At 61.1% G+C, this 18,139-nt stretch carries 14 protein-coding genes; 7 read left to right on the forward strand and 7 right to left on the reverse strand.

The window, feature by feature from the left end; all coding sequences use genetic code 11:
- Positions 1–29: 29 nt before the first annotated feature.
- Both cysN and cysD read right to left on the reverse strand, forming a co-directional pair.
- A complete protein-coding gene (gene cysN / locus DKY63_RS26910; RefSeq protein ID WP_110966900.1) occupies positions 30–1,925 on the reverse strand; it encodes a sulfate adenylyltransferase subunit CysN in 1,896 nt (631 codons plus the stop codon).
- Positions 1,925–3,298 (reverse strand): sulfate adenylyltransferase subunit CysD, encoded by a 1,374-nt coding sequence (gene cysD / locus DKY63_RS26915; RefSeq protein ID WP_239499331.1) that lies wholly within the window; start codon positions 3,296–3,298, stop codon positions 1,925–1,927. Before cysD ends, cysN begins: the two co-directional genes overlap by 1 nt.
- Positions 3,299–3,882: 584 nt before the next feature.
- Here cysD and DKY63_RS26920 point away from each other — a divergent pair.
- Positions 3,883–4,746, forward strand: coding sequence for a DMT family transporter (locus DKY63_RS26920; protein WP_110966902.1), 864 nt, complete (start codon positions 3,883–3,885; stop codon positions 4,744–4,746).
- A 140-nt stretch (positions 4,747–4,886) separates the two neighbouring features.
- On the opposite strand, the gene DKY63_RS26925 is transcribed toward DKY63_RS26920, so the two are convergent.
- The 4 genes from DKY63_RS26925 to DKY63_RS26940 all read right to left on the reverse strand — a co-directional run bounded on the left by DKY63_RS26925 (position 4,887) and on the right by DKY63_RS26940 (position 9,027).
- On the reverse strand, positions 4,887–5,828 hold the full coding sequence (locus DKY63_RS26925; protein ID WP_110966903.1) for a LysR family transcriptional regulator: 942 nt from the start codon (positions 5,826–5,828) through the stop codon (positions 4,887–4,889).
- Between the two features lie 69 nt (positions 5,829–5,897).
- A complete protein-coding gene (locus DKY63_RS26930) occupies positions 5,898–7,427 on the reverse strand; it encodes a tripartite tricarboxylate transporter permease (protein ID WP_110966904.1) in 1,530 nt (509 codons plus the stop codon).
- Positions 7,424–7,957, reverse strand: coding sequence for a tripartite tricarboxylate transporter TctB family protein (locus DKY63_RS26935; protein ID WP_110966905.1), 534 nt, complete (start codon positions 7,955–7,957; stop codon positions 7,424–7,426). Before DKY63_RS26935 ends, DKY63_RS26930 begins: the two co-directional genes overlap by 4 nt.
- A gap of 53 nt (positions 7,958–8,010) precedes the next feature.
- Positions 8,011–9,027 carry a Bug family tripartite tricarboxylate transporter substrate binding protein gene (locus tag DKY63_RS26940; protein ID WP_110966906.1) on the reverse strand — a complete coding sequence of 339 codons (1,017 nt, stop codon included), beginning with the start codon at positions 9,025–9,027 and terminating at the stop codon, positions 8,011–8,013.
- A 486-nt stretch (positions 9,028–9,513) separates the two neighbouring features.
- Between DKY63_RS26940 and DKY63_RS26950 the strand changes: the two genes are divergently transcribed.
- The 6 genes from DKY63_RS26950 to DKY63_RS26975 all read left to right on the forward strand — a co-directional run bounded on the left by DKY63_RS26950 (position 9,514) and on the right by DKY63_RS26975 (position 17,086).
- Complete coding sequence (locus DKY63_RS26950; protein WP_110966908.1) at positions 9,514–10,848, forward strand: MFS transporter; 1,335 nt, start codon at positions 9,514–9,516, stop codon at positions 10,846–10,848.
- Positions 10,841–11,809: an amidohydrolase family protein gene (locus DKY63_RS26955; RefSeq protein ID WP_110966909.1), complete on the forward strand. Its 969-nt coding sequence runs from the start codon at positions 10,841–10,843 to the stop codon at positions 11,807–11,809. Before DKY63_RS26950 ends, DKY63_RS26955 begins: the two co-directional genes overlap by 8 nt.
- Positions 11,806–12,810, forward strand: coding sequence for a 4-hydroxythreonine-4-phosphate dehydrogenase PdxA (locus DKY63_RS26960; RefSeq protein WP_110966910.1), 1,005 nt, complete (start codon positions 11,806–11,808; stop codon positions 12,808–12,810). Before DKY63_RS26955 ends, DKY63_RS26960 begins: the two co-directional genes overlap by 4 nt.
- A gap of 452 nt (positions 12,811–13,262) precedes the next feature.
- Complete coding sequence (locus tag DKY63_RS26965) at positions 13,263–14,438, forward strand: L-rhamnonate dehydratase (protein ID WP_110966911.1); 1,176 nt, start codon at positions 13,263–13,265, stop codon at positions 14,436–14,438.
- A gap of 52 nt (positions 14,439–14,490) precedes the next feature.
- Positions 14,491–15,486: an AraD1 family protein gene (araD1, locus tag DKY63_RS26970; RefSeq protein ID WP_110966912.1), complete on the forward strand. Its 996-nt coding sequence runs from the start codon at positions 14,491–14,493 to the stop codon at positions 15,484–15,486.
- A gap of 19 nt (positions 15,487–15,505) precedes the next feature.
- Positions 15,506–17,086, forward strand: coding sequence for an aldehyde dehydrogenase (NADP(+)) (locus DKY63_RS26975; RefSeq protein WP_110966913.1), 1,581 nt, complete (start codon positions 15,506–15,508; stop codon positions 17,084–17,086).
- Positions 17,087–17,217: 131 nt separating this feature from the next.
- On the opposite strand, the gene DKY63_RS26980 is transcribed toward DKY63_RS26975, so the two are convergent.
- On the reverse strand, positions 17,218–18,123 hold the full coding sequence (locus tag DKY63_RS26980; RefSeq protein WP_110966914.1) for a DMT family transporter: 906 nt from the start codon (positions 18,121–18,123) through the stop codon (positions 17,218–17,220).
- Positions 18,124–18,139 lie beyond the last annotated feature (16 nt).

Here is an 18,139-nt window from a genome sequence, read left to right on the forward strand (position 1 = left end):
AAGGTGCGGCATCCAGAGGGGCAGGGTATTTATGACTTCAAAATATCCACCATCTTCCCAACCGACTCTCCCACCGTCATTTCCCCCACCCCAAGTTCAATATCCGCAGCCAGCGGCGCCTCATACGGACTCCCCACCCCCGACAAATTCGGCAACTGACCCGATCTCGCCTTCTTGTACAACCCCTTCACATCCCGCTGCTCGCACACCTCCAGCGGTGTGCTGACATAGACCTCGACAAAGTTTTCCTCGCCAATCAACTCCCGCGCCATTTGCCGTTCTCTTCTGAACGGTGAAATGAATGCGGTCATGACCACCATCCCGGCATCCATCATCAGCTTTGCCACCTCGGCGATTCGGCGGATGTTTTCTACCCGATCGGCGTCGGTAAAGCCCAGATCCTTGTTGAGCCCCTGGCGGACGTTGTCGCCGTCGAGGAGGTAGGTGCGATAACCCTTGGCGTGCAGCTCGACTTCCAGAGCATTGGCCAGCGTCGATTTGCCCGAACCGGACAATCCGGTGAACCAGATGACCTTGCCCTTGTGGCCGTTTAGCTTCTCGCGGTTTTCGCGGCTGATCGAGAGCGCCTGTTTATGCACGTTTTGCGCACGGCGCAGGCTGTGGGTGATCATGCCGGCGGCGACGGTGGCATTGCTGATGCGGTCAACCAGGATGAAGCTGCCGAGGGTTTTCGAGTGCTGGTAGCTGTCGTAGACCAGCGGTTTGCTGATGGCGAAGGTGCAGACGCTGATGTCATTGAGTAGCAGTTGGGTGCTGGCGTCATGGGCCAGGGTATTGATGTCCACGCGATACTTGATGTTGGTGATCGACGCGGAGGCCCACTGCGAGGCCAGTTTGATGTCGTAGTTGCGACCGTGCAGGCCTGCGTCTTCGCTCATCCACACCAGGATGGCCTCGAACTGGTCGGTGGTCTCCAGTGGTTTGTCGCTCAGGGAAATGATGTCGCCCCGTGAGGCGTCGATCTCGCGGTCGAGCCGCAGAGTGACAGCGTCGCCCCGCTCAGCGTGTTGCATCGCGCCATCCATGCTGACAATTTCAGCGACCTTTGCCGTTTGCCCCGAGAGGGTCACCCGGACCTCGTCGCCGACGCTGACCTTGCCTTCACCGACGTAGCCGCTAAACCCTCGGAACGTCGCGTCGGGGCGGTTGACCCACTGCACGGGAAACACCAGGCGATCGGAGGTGGGCGCCGTGATTTCTGCCGTTTCGAGATACCCCATGAGCGTGGGTCCCGAGTACCAGGGCGTACGACTCGATCGCTGGGTGATGTTGTCACCTTTGAGCGCGCTGAGCGGAATGGCGGTGATTTTTTCAAAGCCCAGGGTTTGCGCGTAGGACTGAAAGGATTCAAGGGTGCGCTGGAAGGTGTCTTGGTCGAAGTCGATCAGGTCCATCTTGTTCACCGCCAATACCACCTGACCAATGCCCATCAATGAGGCCAGGTAGGCATGACGTCGAGTCTGGGTCACGACACCCTGGCGTGCGTCGACGAGCAGGATTGCCACGTCGGCGGTGGAAGCGCCTGTGACCATGTTGCGGGTGTATTGCTCGTGACCGGGCGTGTCGGCAACGATGAATTTGCGTTTGTCGGTGGCGATATAGCGATAGGCCACATCGATGGTGATGCCTTGTTCACGCTCCGCCGAGAGGCCGTCGACCAGCAAGGCGAAATCGATGTCGGCACCTTGGGTGCCATATTTTTTCGATTCGCTTTTCAGGGTGGCCAACTGATCGTCGGTCAACTGCCGGGACTCCCACAGCAGGCGACCGATCATGGTGCTTTTGCCATCATCGACACTGCCGCAGGTGATGAACCTGAGCAGGTCTTGACCTTGCTGCTGTTCCAGGTAGGCCTCAATAGTCGAAGGCATTTGTGGGGCTGTTGCCAGTGCTTTGGGTGCCATCAGAAATATCCTTCTTTCTTTTTCTTTTCCATGCTGGCGGAGCTGTCGCTGTCTATCGCCCGCCCTTGTCTTTCGGAATGGGGGGAGCCGAGCAGTTCAAGCACAATCTCGGCGACGGTCGCGGCGCTTGATTCCACGGCGCCGGTCAGGGGGTAGCAACCCAGCGTGCGGAAACGGATAGTGCGGGCTTCGATTTTTTCACCGGGCAGCAACGGCATGCGCGCGTCGTCCACCATGATTGTCATGCCGTTGCGTACGACAACAGGGCGTTGCCGGGCGAAGTACAGCGGTACCAGGGGAATGTTTTCCTGATAGATGTATTGCCAGATATCGAGTTCGGTCCAGTTCGACAACGGGAACACGCGAATGCTTTCCCCCGGTTTTTTGCGTGTGTTGTAGAGGTTCCACACTTCGGGGCGCTGCTGTTTCGGGTCCCATTGGTGGCTCTGGCTGCGAAACGAAAAGATGCGTTCCTTGGCACGGGATTTTTCCTCATCCCGGCGTGCGCCGCCGAACACGACGTCAAACTTGTACTTTTCCAGGGCCTGTTTGAGGCCTTCGGTCTTGGTGATGTCGGTATGCAGTGCCGAACCATGGTCGAACGGATTGATGTCCTTGCTGATGGCCTCCGGATTGATGTGCACCAGCAGGTCCATGCCGCTCTCACGCGCCATCAGGTCGCGGAACAGGTACATCTCCTGGAATTTCCAGCGCGTATCGACGTGCAGCAATGGCAGCGGCGGCGGAGAAGGGTAAAAGGCCTTGCGGGCCAGATGCAGCATCACCGCGCTGTCCTTGCCCATCGAGTAAAGCATGGCCGGGTTTTGCGCTTCGGCAACGGCTTCACGAATGATCTGCAGGCTTTCGGCCTCCAGGCGGCGAAGATATGGAGTGCGTATTTTCAGAGGGGCGAGTGTGCCGGTGCGAGGGCTGTCGTCCAGCGTGGCCGGGTAGCCCAGCAGTCCCAGCTTGACGTTATCTGGCGCCATGACTTGTCGGCATACCTTCACCAGGCGACCACTGGGAAAAACCACGATGCTCTTGGCGATATGCGTCTGCAGCTGTTGCAGTGCGCTGGCGAGCTGATGTGGATGCGCCAGCTGAAAGCCAAGCGGAAGCCAGTAGCGAGCACCACGAGCGTCGTTGGCATGCAGGACATCCTGCCCGTCAGCGGTGCGGTGCAATTGGGCAAAAAGCACCAGTTTGCGTTTGGTGCGGGCCTTTTCTATTTCCCAGTCCAGGATCGAGGGCGTCGGCTGGCGCCCGGACTCGTCGACGAGACGCTGGGCACTCAGTTCTTCGGGAAGCAGCGCAAGTTCATGCAACCGCCGTTCGGCGGTGCGTTTGGTGTCTGCCTGGTTGATTCGGTTCAAATGAATGAAGGCCAGCTGTGTATCCCATACAGCGGGGGCGTCCAGCCCAAAAAGATCGGGGTTTGCCAAAAAAAGTTCGTCCTTGTCGCAATATGTTGTTTTGATTCTTTTGATGGTTTTTCAGATGTTGAAAAACGGTGCTGAAGATTGGTGGTGAATTAGATCACATCTTGCGACACGCCTTCTCGGGGATTTAATCAGTTCACCGGGGTTCGACGCGTTGATCACAATCAACTTATTGCCATTTGTGTCGGGCGCTGGTTATAGTCAGTCCACTTCAGGTCCGACGACCTGTCTTCTAGACCTCTCAAAAAGATCAGCCCATGCCTGCATCCCTCATCAACGCGGTAGTCGATTCAGCGGTCAACGCTGGCGTCGTGCCGTGCGGGAATCAGCAGCCTGTGCAGATCAGTCATTACCCCCCTCCTGTCAGTCGCACCCCAGTGTGCGCGGTGGTTTCACCGCCAGGTGTTGGCATCCGGGGCTGATCGGCGTTTTCTGCTGACCCCTGCCGCCCGCCTAAAAAAACGACTGAATTTCAGCTTCGGCTGAGTTGGCTTTTTGCCTGACTACAGGTGGTATTCATGTTTGCTTTTTCTCGAAAGTCCGCGCTCGCGGCGGCTTCCACGAGCCTGTTCGTCCTGCTGTGGAGCAGTGGCGCGATCTTTTCCAAATGGGGCCTGGCCCACGCGTCACCCTTCGCCTTTTTGCTGTTTCGTTTCGTCATCGCCTTGTGCGGGTTGTTGCTGTTGGTGCCGTTGCTCAAGCTGAAGTTGCCCAAGGGCGGCAAACCGATGCAGTACGCGATGGCCACCGGCGTGGTGTTGTTGGGGGCCTATCAGATTTTCTATCTGCTGGCCCTGGACCTGAAGGTCACGCCGGGGGTGATGGCGACGATCATGGGCGTGCAGCCGATTCTCACGGTGGTGATCATGGAGCGCCAGCGCTCGGCCAGCCGGATGTTCGGTCTGTGCCTGGGGCTGGCCGGGTTGATCATGGTGGTTTACCAGGGCATCGGCCTGGCCGGCATGTCATTGACCGGGATGCTGTTCGGCCTGCTGGCGCTGGCGAGCATGACGTTCGGTTCGATCATGCAAAAGCGCATCACTGACAATCCGCTTGGCACGCTGCCGGTGCAGTACCTCGCGGGACTGCTTTTGTGTGGGGTGTTCGTGCCGTTCCAGCCGTTTCATTTTGAACACAGCAGCGGGTTTATCGTGCCGGTGTTGTGGATGGGACTGGTGGTGTCGGTGCTGGCGACCTTGCTGCTGTATCGCCTGATCGCCCGGGGCAATCTGGTGAATGTCACCAGTCTGTTTTACCTGGTGCCTGCGGTGACAGCGGTGATGGACTACCTGATCTTCGGCAACAAACTGGCGGCCTTGAGCCTGTTGGGGATGCTGCTGATCATCATCGGACTGGTCTTCGTGTTCCGTAAAAACGCGTGAATCCCCACAGGTCCGGAGCTTTGCTTCGGACCTGTGGGAGCAATGCTTGCTCGCGATAGCGGTGGTTCAGTCGACATTAATGTTGGATGGGACTCGGTCATCGCGAGCAAGCTTTGCTCCTACAGGGGATCAGGGCATTTTCATTTGGCCAGCGTATGCTCGGCCCGCACCGAATGCATGAACGCCTGCATCGCCGAGGATTGAATGCGATGGCGCCGGGTGATCAAGCCATAGGGCGGCAGGCGTGCCTCGAATTTGATCGGCAGCACCGCCAGCAAATCACGACCCGGGTAATCCTCCACCACGGACACTGGCGTCACGCCCAGCATGTCGGTCTGCTGGATCAATGAGAGCAGGGTCATGATCGAAGTGGTTTCGACGATGCTGCTGGGGATGTCAACCCGCGCGTTGTGAAACACCTGATTGATGATCGCGCGCATCGGGCTTGGATGTTGTTGCAGTACCCAGGTCTGGTTCTGCAGCTCCGCCCAGCTCAGTTGGGTTTCCTGCGCCAACGGATTTTGTGCGCCACAAATCACGCACAAGGCTTCTTCACCCAGGCTGTCAAAGAGCAATTCTTCGGCCCGCGCCCCGACAGGGATTCGCCCAAGCACCACGTCCAGTTGATCCTGCAACAGCGCCTGCACCAGCACGTCGCTGGTGTCGACCTGAATGCTCATGGACAGTCGCGGATGGCTCTGCTTCAAGGTCGCGATGGTGCGGGTCAACAATCCCGAGGCCAGTGCCGGAATCGCCCCGACAGCGACCCGGCCAAGGTTGCCCGATTCCAGCGCCACCAGTTCCTCGCGCATGCCACTGAGCTCGGCAAAGACCATGCGCGCGTAGTAGATGACGGTTTCCCCGAACGGGGTCGAGCGCATGCCTCGAGGCAGACGCTCGAAGAGTTCGACACCGAGCAGGTCCTCGGCCTCGTGCAACATCTTGGTCGCTGCCGGCTGGGTCATGCCGATATGGTCGGCGGCGCGGCGCAACGAGCCGAACTCCTGCAATGCCAGCATCAGGCGCAGCTGGCGCAGACGCAGTCGACTGTGGATCACGTTAGCTACAGGAATTCGTGTCATGGGCCGCGCTCGCAAAAAAGACTGCGGCAAGCCTGACAACAAATGTCAGGCGTTGCCAGCATTGCCGTGTCACAGCACCGATTTGGGCTTGGCAACGGGAGATTTGCGCAGCCCCATCAGCGATTGCACGGCTTTGGAAATCAACGGCCAGAACAGCATCAGCAGGGCTGCCGTGGTCAGACTTCCCACCAGCGGGTTGGACCAGAAAATCCCCAGTTGCCCGTCCGAGAACAGCATCGACTGACGGAACGCATCTTCCGCCTTGTCACCCAGCACCGCCGCCAGTACCAGCGGTGCAATCGGGTAGCCGAGTTTCTTGAACAGATACCCCAGCGCGCCGAAACCCAGCATCAGCACCACGTCGAAGAACGAGTTGTGCACCGAGTAGGCACCAATGGCACAGACCATGATGATGATCGGCGCGATGATCGAAAACGGAATGCGCAGGATCGAGGCGAACAGCGGCACGGTGGCCAGCACCACGATCAGGCTCACCACGTTGCCCAGGTACATGCTCGCAATCAGCCCCCAGACAAAATCATGCTGCTCGACGAACAGCGTCGGGCCGGGATGCAAACCCCAGATCATCAGGCCGCCGAGCATCACCGCCGCCGTGGCCGAACCGGGAATGCCCAGGGTCAGCATCGGCAGCAGGGCGCTGGTGCCGGCGGCGTGGTCGGCGGTTTCCGGGGCGATCACCCCTTCGACTTCGCCCTTGCCGAAGTTGTCGCGGTTCTTCGAAAAACGCCGGGCCAGGCTGTAGCTCATGAACGAGGCTGCGGTCGGTCCGCCTGGAGTGATGCCCATCCAGCAGCCGACCAGCGTGCTGCGCACAATGGTCCACCAGTAACGGGGCAACTTGGCCCAGGTGCGCAGGATTACCATCGGCGTGATACGCGCATGTTCGCCACGGAACACCAGGCCTTCTTCGACTGTGCAGAGGATTTCGCCGATGCCGAACAGGCCGATCACCGCCACTTCGAAGCTGATACCGGTCATCAGCACCGGCTGGTCGAAGGTCAGGCGCAGGTTGCCGGACACGGTGTCCATGCCGACCGCTGCCATGGCGAAACCGATCATCATTGCCACCACGGTTTTCAGCGGCGGGTTCTTGCTCATGCCGATGAAGGTGCAGAACGCCAACAGGTACACCGCGAAGAACTCCGGTGAACTGAACGACATGGCGAACTCGGCGATGCGAGTCGACAGGAAGGTCAGCAACAACACCCCGCAGAGGGCACCGATCAGCGCCGAGCTGAACGCAGCGGTCAGCGCTTCGGCGGCGCGGCCTTCGCGGGCCATCGGGTAGCCGTCGAAGGTCGTCGCCACCGATGAGGGCTCACCGGGAATGTTGAACAGAATCGAGGTGATCGAACCACCGAACAACGCCCCCCAATACATGCACGACAGCAAAATGATCGCCGACACCGGTGACATGGTGAACGTCAGCGGCAGCAGCAACGCCACGCCGTTGGGGGCGCCGAGGCCGGGCAACACACCGACCAGAATGCCCAGCAGTACGCCGACCACCATCAGGCCGATGTGGCCCGGGGTCAGGATCAGGTTCATGCCTTGCAGCAGGGAATCGAATTCGCTCATTTGAAATGTCTCCCGATCAGGGCAATCAAGTCGCCCAGGGGACCGGCATCCAGGGGGACCTTGAACCACAGCGCGAACACCAGGTAGCTGAACAGCGCCGCGCCGATGGACACGCTGGCGATCATCCACTTGCCATAGGGCTTGGCGCGCACGGTGTCACGCCACATGAACCAGGCGATGAACACCACAGAGGCCAGGTAGATGCCGGTGAACGGCATGGCGCCGACGAACAGGGCAATCGGCAGGAACACCGACATCACTTGCCTGAACGCACTGCGGCTGACGAAGGAAACGCTCAAGGCTTGCCAGCGCACCAGGGCCAACACGCCATTGGCGATGCTGGCTGCGCTCAGCAGCAGGCCGATATAGAAGGGGAAGTAACCTGGCTCGGGGCCGGCGTCACCCCAGCCGATGCCTTGTTCGTAACTGCCGAACATCACCACCACACCCAGCAGGGTGGTGAACAAGGCCAGGCAGAGTTCGACCCAACGGGTGCCGACCAGCGCCGGTGAATCCGAAGAATGGGACATGAAAAAATCTCCAGCAGGTGACGGCCGCCCGCGAGCGAGCGGCCGTGGCAACATCAGTTTTTCAGCCAGCCGGCTTCCTTGAACACCGGCGTGACACGGGCGGTGTCGTGCTCGATGTAGGCGGTCAACGGCTCACCTTCGAGGAAGGTCGGTACCAGCGCGTTCTGCTTCACGTAGGCCTTGAACTCATCGGTCTGGGTGACTTTGCGCATCAACTCGACGTAGAACGCCCGTTGTTCGGCACTGACGTCGCCGGGCATGAACACAGTGCGCGGGAAGCGGTACTGATCGATACCCAGGCCCTGTTCATGGCAGGTCGGTACGTCGGCCCAGGATTTATCGCCGGCGACTTTCTCGGTGTAGGCCATGCGCTCCTTGCTGAACACGCACAGCGGTTCGACCTGGTCGCCGCGCCATTGGCTGATGCTTTCGCTGGGGTTGTTGACGTTGGCGGCGATGTGTTTACCGGCCAATTGGGTCGCGGCTTCGCTGCCGCTCTTGAACGGGATGTACACCAGTTTGCTGTTGTTGGTCTGGTTGAGCAGCAGGGTCAGGGTCTGGTCGACGTCCTTGGACTGGCTGCCGCCCATGCGCAGGTTCGACGGATCGGCCTTGACCGCCTCGTAGAAGCCCTTGGCGTCTTTCCACGGCGCGCCCTTGTAGCTCCAGAGAATGAAGTCATCCTCGGCCACGGCGGCAATCGGCGTCAGTTCCTGCCATTGGTAGCCGAGCTTGGACACCAGCGGCAGCAGGTAGATGTTGTTGGTGCCGATCACCAGTTTCTCGGCATCGCCCTTGTTCATCTTCATGTCGAGGAAAGCTTCGGCGCCATTGCCACCGCCCTTGTTGAGGACGATGGTGTTCACATCGAGCAGCTTGTGGGTGGTGATGATCGACTGGATCAGGCGACCGAGCTGGTCGGTACCGCCACCAGGTCCACCGGCGACGACGATTTCGACGTTCTTGTCCGGTTGCCAGGCAGCCTGGGCGAAGGTGGGTAGGGCGCCGGCGGCGATCAGGGTGCAACCAAGAAACAGACGGGAGGTGCGACGGACGAATGCATTTCGCATGGAAGGGCCTCGTTGTTTTTGTAGTTGTTATGAGTGACTTGTCTGTGCGGTAAAGCCGCAAGCCTGGCCCGAGTGTGGGAACGTCGTGCCGCCGCGTCTACTCAAAACAATACATACACCGATAGCCTGGGGTTATAGCTGCCAGGTGCGAAGCTTGAAACGCTCGCGCAATGACCCGGAATAGAGCGGTTGCTGTAACAAGTGGAAACAGAGCTAATGCGCTGAAAGCTCATTGAAAGCGGGCTATGCCATAACCCAAGGCTATCGCCGTATTTCCAGGTTTGATTAGACGGTTATCGCTGGGCCTTCGATAGTACGGACCAAGGCCGCTCCCCTGTAGGAGCGAGCACGCTCGCGATGGTCGTCAACGATGACACGGGGTGCCTGACACCCCGCGGTGCTCTCAGGTCCATCGCGAGCAGGCTCGCTCCTACACAGAACACGGCAAAGTTGTCCCCGACAAAAATAATAAAAGAGGTACGCACCATGGCTCGTCCCAGTGCTTCCCTGCAGTTGCCCGGCACCGACGCTCCGTCCGCCGCCATCCCGCAGGCCAACACCCTCAAGGCCAGCAATGTGCGCTGGCGGATCTTCGCGATCATCTTCGCGCTGACCATGGTCAACCTGATCGACCGGGTGTCGCTGTCCATCGCCATGCCCACCATCGCCCATGAATTTTCCCTGTCTCCGAGCATGCAGGGGCTGATCCTCAGCAGCTTTTTCTGGGCCTATGCGTTGTTACAGATTCCCGGCGGCTGGTTGATCGATCGCTTCGGCCCGCATCGGGTGATCGGATGGTCCACCGGCTTGTGGGGCGCGTTCCAAGTGCTGGCGGCCTTTGCCACCGGAGGCCTCTCACTGCTGTTTGCCCGCGTGGCGCTGGGGGCTTCGGAAGCGCCGTTGTTCCCCTCCGGCGGCAAGCTGATTTCCCTGTGGCTGGCGCCCAGCGAACGCAGCCGTGGCGCCGTGCTGATGGACAGCGGCAGCCCGCTGGGTGTGGCGCTGGGCGGCTTGATCATCGCCTTCCTGATTGCCTCGCTCGATTCCTGGCGCCTGGCCTTCGTGATTGCCGGCGTCGCGACCCTGGCCCTGGCCTGGCTGGCGTGGCGCTACCTGCGCGATGACCCCAACAGCCACCCGCAGGTCAACGCGCTGGAACTGGAAAAAATCAACGCCGGACGCGCCACGCCGGCCGCCGAAGCCGCCCGCGCGCCGGTCAAGGGGCTGGGCATCGCCTTCCGCTCCTTGAGTGGTCTGCTGATCGGGCGGGCCAGCTGGGCCATGGTGTATTTCGGCCTGTTGACCTGGGGCCCGAGTTATCTGTCCCAGGCCCGTGGCTTTGATATCAAGGGCATTGGCGCAGCGACCTTCGTGATTTTCATCTGCGGCGCATTGGGCTCGCTGACCGGTGGTTTTCTCTGTGATGGCTTGATCCGCAAAGGCGTGCGGCGCGGTGTTGCGGTCAAGAGCCTGCTGGCGTTCTCCGGCCTGGTGGCCCTCGGCGCCTTCCTGCTGTTGCCGACCCTGAGCAGTCCTTATGCGGCCGTGGCGATGCTGGCCCTGACCGCGTTTTTCCTGATGTGGGGCAGTCTCTACTGGAGCTTCCCGGCACTGTTGGCGGCCCCGGCACGGGTCGGCCTGATTGGTGGCGTGATGAACATGGCCGGCAGCACCGGCGGTATCGCGGTGCCGATCCTGGTGGGCGTCATCGTGCAAATGAGCGGTGGCTTCGCGCCGGTGCTGGGGTTCTTCGCGGTGTGCTCGGCAGTGTTCGTGCTCGCCACCCTGTTCATCAGCCTGGATGAGGTGCGACATGGCTGAGTCTTCCAGAAACCTTTGGAAAGGCCCGATCATCGATGCCCATCATCACTTCTGGGACCCGACGATCAATCACCATCCGTGGCTCGCACCCGAGGCCAGCATCCCATTTCGCTATGGCGATTACAGCGCGATCAAGCGGCGTTATTTTCCCGAGGATTATTTCGCCGATGCCGGTCCCCACAACGTCGTGCAAACGGTGTACATCGAGACCGAGTGGGACCCGCAGGATCCGATTGGCGAAACCCGTTTCGTCGAGAAGCTGGCCGCCCGCTACGGCGTGCCCAACGCCATCGTCGCCCAGGCCTGGCTCGATCATCCGGACGCCATCGCGGTGCTCGCCGAACAGGCCGCTTTCAAGTGCGTGCGCAGCGTGCGACACAAGCCCGGCGGCCCGACGTCGCCGGCCGAGGTTGGCCATGTGCGCAGCCTGATGAGCAATGAACACTGGCGTCGCAGTTATGCCGCGCTGCAAGGCCTGGGGCTGCATTTCGATTTGCAGACGCCCTGGTGGAACCTGCACGAAGCCGAACGGCTGGCCCGGGATTTCCCCGGCACCACGCTGATCCTCAACCACGCCGGCCTGCCCAGCGATCGCAGCGCCGAAGGCCTGGCCGGCTGGCGCCTGGCAATGTCGCGGCTGGCCCAGTGGCCGAACGTGCAGGTGAAGATTTCCGGCCTCGGCCAGGCCGGTCGGGCATGGCGAGCCATCGACAATGCCTGGATCGTGCGTGAAGTGATTGCCATGTTTGGAAGTGGCCGGGTGATGTTCGCCAGCAACTTTCCGGTGGACAGCCTGTGCGGCTCGTTCGATGACATCTACAGCGGTTTCAAATCCATCGTCGCCGATCTGCCCGTGGCCGATCAGGAGCGACTGTTCTACAGCAACGCGCAGCGCATCTATCGCTGCGAGCCTTGCGCCATTGACCGGGCGCAGCCTGAACCCATGAGGAGTGAAGCATGAAAAAAACCACCATCGCGATGGTCCTGGGGGACCCGGCGGGCATTGGCCCGGAGCTGATCGCCCGCCTGCTTGCCGAGCCCGAAGTGCGCAGCAAGGCGCAGGTGATTCTGATCGCCGACGAGGCGGAAATGCGTCGCGGCATGGACATCGCCGGCGTGCAGTTTCCCTATCGCCAGGTGGCGTCGCTGGAGCAGTTGTCGTTCGTCGACGACACGCCGCTGTTCTACGATTTTCGCGGGGATGCCGTCGGCGAATTCCCGCGCAGCGAAGCCAGTGTGATTGGCGGTCGCTACAGCCTCGACACCTTGGAAAAAGCCCTGCGCCTGACCGAAGCCGGGATTACTGATGCGGTGCTGTTCGGCCCGCTGAACAAGACCTCGCTGCACATGGCCGGCATGGCTCACAACGATGAGTTGCACTGGTTCGCCGAGTTGCTGGATTTCCACGGGCCGTTCTGCGAGTTCAACGTGCTCGACAACCTCTGGACTTCGCGGGTGACGTCCCACGTGGCGCTGTCGGAGGTCTCGGGAATGCTTAGCGAAAAGCGGGTAGTGGAGGCGATTCAACTGATCGACACCGCGCTCAAGCGCAGCGGCCTGGAAAAACCGCGCATCGGCGTCTGCGGCTTGAACCCGCACAACGGCGATAACGGCTCGTTCGGTCGCGAAGAACTGGACATCATCGGCCCGGCGGTGCGCACGGCTCAGGGGCTGGGGATTGCCGCCGAAGGGCCGTATCCGGGGGACACGATTTTCCTGAAGGTCCAGGGTGATGCCAGTGCCTTCGACGCGGTGGTGACCATGTATCACGACCAGGGCCAGATCGCGATCAAGCTGATGGGCTTCTCCCGTGGCGTCACGGTTCAGGGCGGCCTGCCAATCCCCATCACCACCCCGGCCCACGGCACCGCCTTCGACATCGCGGGGCAGGGCAAGGCCAATGTCGGCGCAACCCGCCAAGCCTTCGAAATCGCCTGCCGGATGGGTGCCAACAGCTACTGACACAACACAAAACCCTGCAACACCCCAAATCACTGTGGAAGCGAGCCTGCTCGCGATGACGGCCTGACAGACACTATTGCAGTGACTGTCATACCGCTTTCGCGAGCAGGCTCGCTCCCACATTTCTTTGAATTGATCACAAAACCCGACAACACTCCACCCACTGTAGGAGCGAGCCTGCTCGCGATGACGGCCTGGCAGACACTATTGCAGTGACTGGTAGAACGCTATCGCGAGCAGGCTCGCTCCTACAGGTTCTTGGCTGATAACCCGATCTAGCGGATAACCGGAAATTGCTATCACCCCAGGTTATCGCCGGATACGCATAAGTGATTATCCGCCGTTCCCTGGCGCTGGCTAAAGTCGCTCCATCGAATGCCGCAAGCCGCCAACCACGCGGTTCCAGGCACACGACTCACAATGACAAGAAGCGCCAGCAAGGAACTGTATTCATGAAAATCAAAGCGATCCGTACCCGCGTATTCGAGTGGAAAGGCAAAGTCGTTCCCCCTCAGGCGCACTTCTGCACCAACGCCAGTGACATCCTCTTCGAGCGCGGCGACGCCATGGGCTCGTTCCGTTTCCACGGCTGGCTGGTGGTGGAGGTCGAGACCGATAACGGCCTCGTCGGCATCGGTAACTGTGCCCTGGCACCTCGCGTGGCCAAGGAAATCATCGATACCTATCTGGCGCCGATCGCCATCGGCGAAGACCCGTTCGACAACGAATACATCTGGCAGAAAATGTACCGTCAGAGCCACGCCTGGGGCCGCAAGGGCATTGGCATGGCGGCCATCTCGGCCATCGACATCGCGATCTGGGACATCATGGGCAAGGCGGTGAACAAGCCGGTGTTCAAGCTGCTGGGCGGACGCACCAAGGAAAAGATCTGGACCTACGCGTCCAAGCTCTATGCCAACGACAACCTCGACCTGTTCCTCGAAGAAGCCCAGGGCTATCTGAGCCAGGGTTTCACCGCGCTGAAAATGCGTTTCGGCTACGGCCCGAAAGACGGCCCGGCAGGCATGCGTCGCAACATCGAGCAAGTGCGCGCGTTGCGTGAACTGGCCGGCCCCGACGTCGACATCATGCTCGAGTGCTACATGGGTTGGACCCTGGAATACGCCCGACGCATGTTGCCAAAACTGGCCGAATTCGAACCGCGCTGGCTGGAAGAACCGGTGATTGCCGACGACATCGAAGGCTACATCGAGCTGAAAAAAATGGGGATCATGCCGATCTCCGGCGGCGAGCACGAATTCACGTCCTACGGCTTCAAGGACCTGCTGGAGCGCCGCGCCGTCGACGTGATCCAGTACGACACCAACCGTGTCGGCGGCATCACCGCCGCGCGCAAGATCAACGCCATGGCCGAAGCCTGGTCGGTGCCGGTGATCCCCCATGCCGGGCAGATGCACAACTACCACCTGACCATGTCTACCACCGCCTCACCGATGGCCGAGTTCTTCCCGGTGTTCGATGTCGAGGTCGGCAACGAACTCTTCTACTACGTGTTCAAGGGCGAGCCGCAGCCGGTCAACGGCTACATCCAGCTCGACGACAACAAGCCGGGTCTGGGCCTGGAAATCTCCGATGAGTACCTGAGCGACTTCAACATCATCGAGTGACCTTGCAGCGCCGCCCACGGGCGGCGCCATCCACGACTTTGCGGAGGCCGACATGCGCCTGATTCAATTCGAAAACACTAACGGTCAGCGCCATGTGGGCGTTGTCGATGGCTCGCAGGTACGGGTGCTCAATGACACCCGCAGTACCCGCGAACTGGCACTGGCAGCGATCCGCGCCGAGCGCAGCCTGCAAGACGAGGTGGCGCTGCGTGGCGCCGACGCCGGCCTGGACTATGCGCAATTGCTGCAGGAAGGACGGGTGCTGCCGCCGCTGGACCATGAAGACCCGGCGCATTGCCTGATCAGCGGCACCGGCCTGACCCACCTGGGCAGCGCCTCGACGCGGGACAAGATGCACCAGCAGGACGGTGCGGTCGAAGCCGGCATGACCGACACCATGCGCATTTTCAAATGGGGTCTGGAAGGCGGCAAGCCGGCGCAGGGCCAGGTCGGTGCGCAACCCGAGTGGTTCTACAAGGGCGACGGCAGCATCGTCGTGCGCCCCGGTGCCGACTTCCCGGTGCCGCCGTTTGCCGAAGATGCCGGTGAAGAGCCGGAGCTGACCGGGCTCTATGTGATCGCCGATGACGGCCAGCCCTATCGCCTCGGCTATGCGCTGGGCAACGAGTTTTCCGACCATGTGATGGAGCGGCGCAACTACCTGTACCTGGCCCATTCAAAACTGCGTAGCTGCTCTTATGGTCCGGAGTTGCGCGTTGGCGAGTTGCCCCGGCATCTGGTCGGCACCAGCCGCATCAAGCGCGACGGCCAGACCATTTGGGAAAAGGAGTTTCTCAGCGGTGAGGACAACATGTGCCACAGCCTCGCCAATCTGGAATTCCATCACTTCAAGTACGCGCAGTTCCTGCGTCCCGGCGATGTCCACGTGCATTACTTCGGCACCGCCACGCTGTCATTTGCCGACGGGGTGAAGACCCAGCCGGGGGACCGCTTCCAGATCAGCCTCCAGGAGTTCGGTGCACCTTTGGTCAACGGCATCGGTGAAAGCGCCCAGCCACTGCCCATCGGTCAGGTACGTGCGCTTTGAAACTGCAAAGGAAATACTCATGACCACGATTCTGGGACACAACTACATTGGCGGGCGGCGCAGTGCCAACGGCACCGTGCAACTGCAAAGTCTCGACGCCACCACCGGCGAACCCTTGCCGGCCCGGTTCTTCCAGGCCAGCGAAGCCGAAGTGGACGCAGCTGCCAAGGCCGCCGCCGTGGCCTACCCGATCTTTCGCAACCTGAGTGCGGAAAAACGCGCGACCTTTCTCGATGCCATCGCCGATGAGATCGACGCACTGGGCGATGATTTCGTCGCCACCGTGTGCCGTGAAACCGCGCTGCCGGCCGGGCGCATTCAAGGTGAGCGCGGTCGCACCAGTGGTCAGTTGCGCCTGTTCGCCAAGGTGCTGCGTCGTGGCGATTTTTGCGGCGCGCGGATCGACCGCGCCTTGCCCGATCGCCAGCCGATGCCACGCCCGGACCTGCGTCAGTACCGCATTGCCCTGGGGCCGGTGGCGGTGTTCGGCGCCAGCAACTTCCCGCTGGCCTTTTCCACCGCCGGAGGTGACACGGCGTCGGCGCTGGCCGCCGGCTGCCCGGTGGTGTTCAAGGCCCACAGCGGGCACATGGCAACGGCGGAGTGGGTCGCCGATGCGATCATCCGCGCCGCCGAGCGCACCGGGATGCCGGCGGGCGTGTTCAACATGATCTATGGCGGTGGTGTGGGAGAGTGGCTGGTCAAGCACCCAGCCATCCAGGCGGTGGGCTTCACCGGTTCACTCAAGGGCGGCAATGCCCTGAGCCATATCGCGGCAACGCGGGCGCAGCCGATACCGGTGTTCGCCGAGATGTCGAGCATCAACCCAGTGTTCCTGCTGCCCGAAGCGCTGGCGGTTCGCGGCGAGCAGATCGCCGCGCAACTGGCCGGTTCGGTGACGCTGGGCTGCGGTCAGTTCTGCACCAATCCAGGGTTGGTCATTGGTCTGCGTTCACCGCAGTTCAGTCAGTTTCTGCAGGCGTTTTGCGCCAATATGAACGAGCAACCGCCGCAGACCATGCTCAATGCCGGCGCATTGGCCAGCTACAGCCGAGGCCTGGGTGAACTGCACGAGCATCCGGGCCTGACGCATCTGGCGGGCAAACCGCAGCAGGGCAATCAGGCGCAGCCGCAGGTGTTCAAGGCCGATGTCAGCCTGCTGCTCAAGGGCGATGAATTGCTTCAGGAAGAAGTGTTCGGGCCGACCACCATCGTCATTGAAGTCGAGGATCGGGCGCAGTTCGCCGAAGCCTTGCACGGTCTGCGCGGGCAACTGACGGCGACGTTGATCGGTGAGCCGGATGAGTTGCTGGAGTACCGCTGGCTGGCGGAAGTGCTGCAGGAAAAGGTCGGGCGGATTCTGCTCAATGGCTATCCGACAGGCGTCGAGGTCTGTGATGCGATGGTTCACGGCGGGCCGTACCCGGCAACCTCCGATTCGCGAGGGACATCGGTGGGCTCGCTGGCCATCGACCGCTTCCTGCGGCCGGTGTGCTTCCAGAATTATCCGGATGCGTTGCTGCCCGAGGCGTTGCAGGATGCAAATCCGCTGGGGATTCGGCGGTTGGTGGATGGGGAGGTCAGTTCTTTGGCTTTGTAGTGTTTGAGCCGACGCTATCGCGGGCAAGCCTTGCTCCTACAGGATCTGTGTTGTGTGCGAACTTTGTGTACGACACACATCCTGTGGGAGCAAGGCTTGCCCGCGATGACTGAGTCAGCTACACCACAAAATTATCTGGTCACCACTTCAATTTTCTTTGCGGCAGGCTTCAACACCAACCACAACGCCGCCCCAATCAGCACCCCGCCATAAATGTGCGCCATCGACAACGGCTCATCCAGAAACAACGCCCCCCACAACACCCCGAACGGCGGAATCAGGAAGGTCGTGGTCATCGACTTCACCGGCCCGACCGAGCTGAGCAGGCGGAAGTAGATGATGTACGCAAACGCCGTGCACACCAGGCCCAGCCCCAGCAACGACAGCCAGACATTCCAGCCGCCCCAGCTCGCCGGTGGCTGGGTGATCACGCTGTAGCCAAACAAGGGCAATACGAACAGGGTCGCCCCGAGCATGCTGCCCAGCGCCGACAGGCGACTGTCCAACCCACCGGCCTGATCCAGCCAGCGGCGGGCGAGGAACCCGGCAAAGCCGTAGCAGGTGGTGGCCATCAGGCAGGCGAGGGCGCCCATCAACAGTTCCATGTCGAAGGCCACGGGACCTGCGCGGGTCAGGATGCCGACGCCGAACAGTCCGAGAAACACGCCGCCGAGCTTGGCGGAGGAGAGCCGTTCGTGGAAGAACAGGCCGCCGATCAAGACCCCCATCAAGGGCGTCGTTGCGTTGAAGATCGCCGAGTAACCGGCCGGCAGCACCTGTGCCGCCACCGAATACAGGGTCGCGGGAGCCCCGGAGTTGATCACCCCCAGCAGCATCACGGTTTTGAGCTTGCCCTTGAAATCCCAGCGCACGCGCATCAGCCCGAGAATCACCAGCAGGCCTACGGCGGCGATGGACACGCGAAAAAACGCCGTGGGGATCGTGCCAATCACTGGGGCGATGATGCGCATGAAGAGAAAGCTCGCTCCCCAAATGGCCGCCAGCGACAGTAATCGGAATAAATCGACGGGGTTCACGGCGCGCTCCAGGCAT

Origin of the sequence: Pseudomonas putida (assembly GCF_003228315.1) — a bacterium.
Classification (GTDB): domain Bacteria; phylum Pseudomonadota; class Gammaproteobacteria; order Pseudomonadales; family Pseudomonadaceae; genus Aquipseudomonas; species Aquipseudomonas putida_S.

Excerpts from the sequence above, each read along its gene's own strand:
- DKY63_RS26920 (WP_110966902.1), top strand. The coding sequence starts at position 3,883 with ATGTTTGCTTTTTCTCGAAAGTCCGCGCTCGCGGCGGCTTCCACGAGC.
- DKY63_RS26965 (WP_110966911.1), top strand. The coding sequence starts at position 13,263 with ATGAAAATCAAAGCGATCCGTACCCGCGTATTCGAGTGGAAAGGCAAA.
- DKY63_RS26955 (WP_110966909.1), top strand. The coding sequence starts at position 10,841 with ATGGCTGAGTCTTCCAGAAACCTTTGGAAAGGCCCGATCATCGATGCC.
- DKY63_RS26930 (WP_110966904.1), bottom strand. The coding sequence starts at position 7,427 with ATGAGCGAATTCGATTCCCTGCTGCAAGGCATGAACCTGATCCTGACC.
- DKY63_RS26975 (WP_110966913.1), top strand. The coding sequence starts at position 15,506 with ATGACCACGATTCTGGGACACAACTACATTGGCGGGCGGCGCAGTGCC.
- DKY63_RS26950 (WP_110966908.1), top strand. The coding sequence starts at position 9,514 with ATGGCTCGTCCCAGTGCTTCCCTGCAGTTGCCCGGCACCGACGCTCCG.
- araD1 (WP_110966912.1), top strand. The coding sequence starts at position 14,491 with ATGCGCCTGATTCAATTCGAAAACACTAACGGTCAGCGCCATGTGGGC.
- DKY63_RS26960 (WP_110966910.1), top strand. The coding sequence starts at position 11,806 with ATGAAAAAAACCACCATCGCGATGGTCCTGGGGGACCCGGCGGGCATT.
- DKY63_RS26940 (WP_110966906.1), bottom strand. The coding sequence starts at position 9,027 with ATGCGAAATGCATTCGTCCGTCGCACCTCCCGTCTGTTTCTTGGTTGC.
- DKY63_RS26925 (WP_110966903.1), bottom strand. The coding sequence starts at position 5,828 with ATGACACGAATTCCTGTAGCTAACGTGATCCACAGTCGACTGCGTCTG.
- cysN (WP_110966900.1), bottom strand. The coding sequence starts at position 1,925 with ATGGCACCCAAAGCACTGGCAACAGCCCCACAAATGCCTTCGACTATT.
- DKY63_RS26935 (WP_110966905.1), bottom strand. The coding sequence starts at position 7,957 with ATGTCCCATTCTTCGGATTCACCGGCGCTGGTCGGCACCCGTTGGGTC.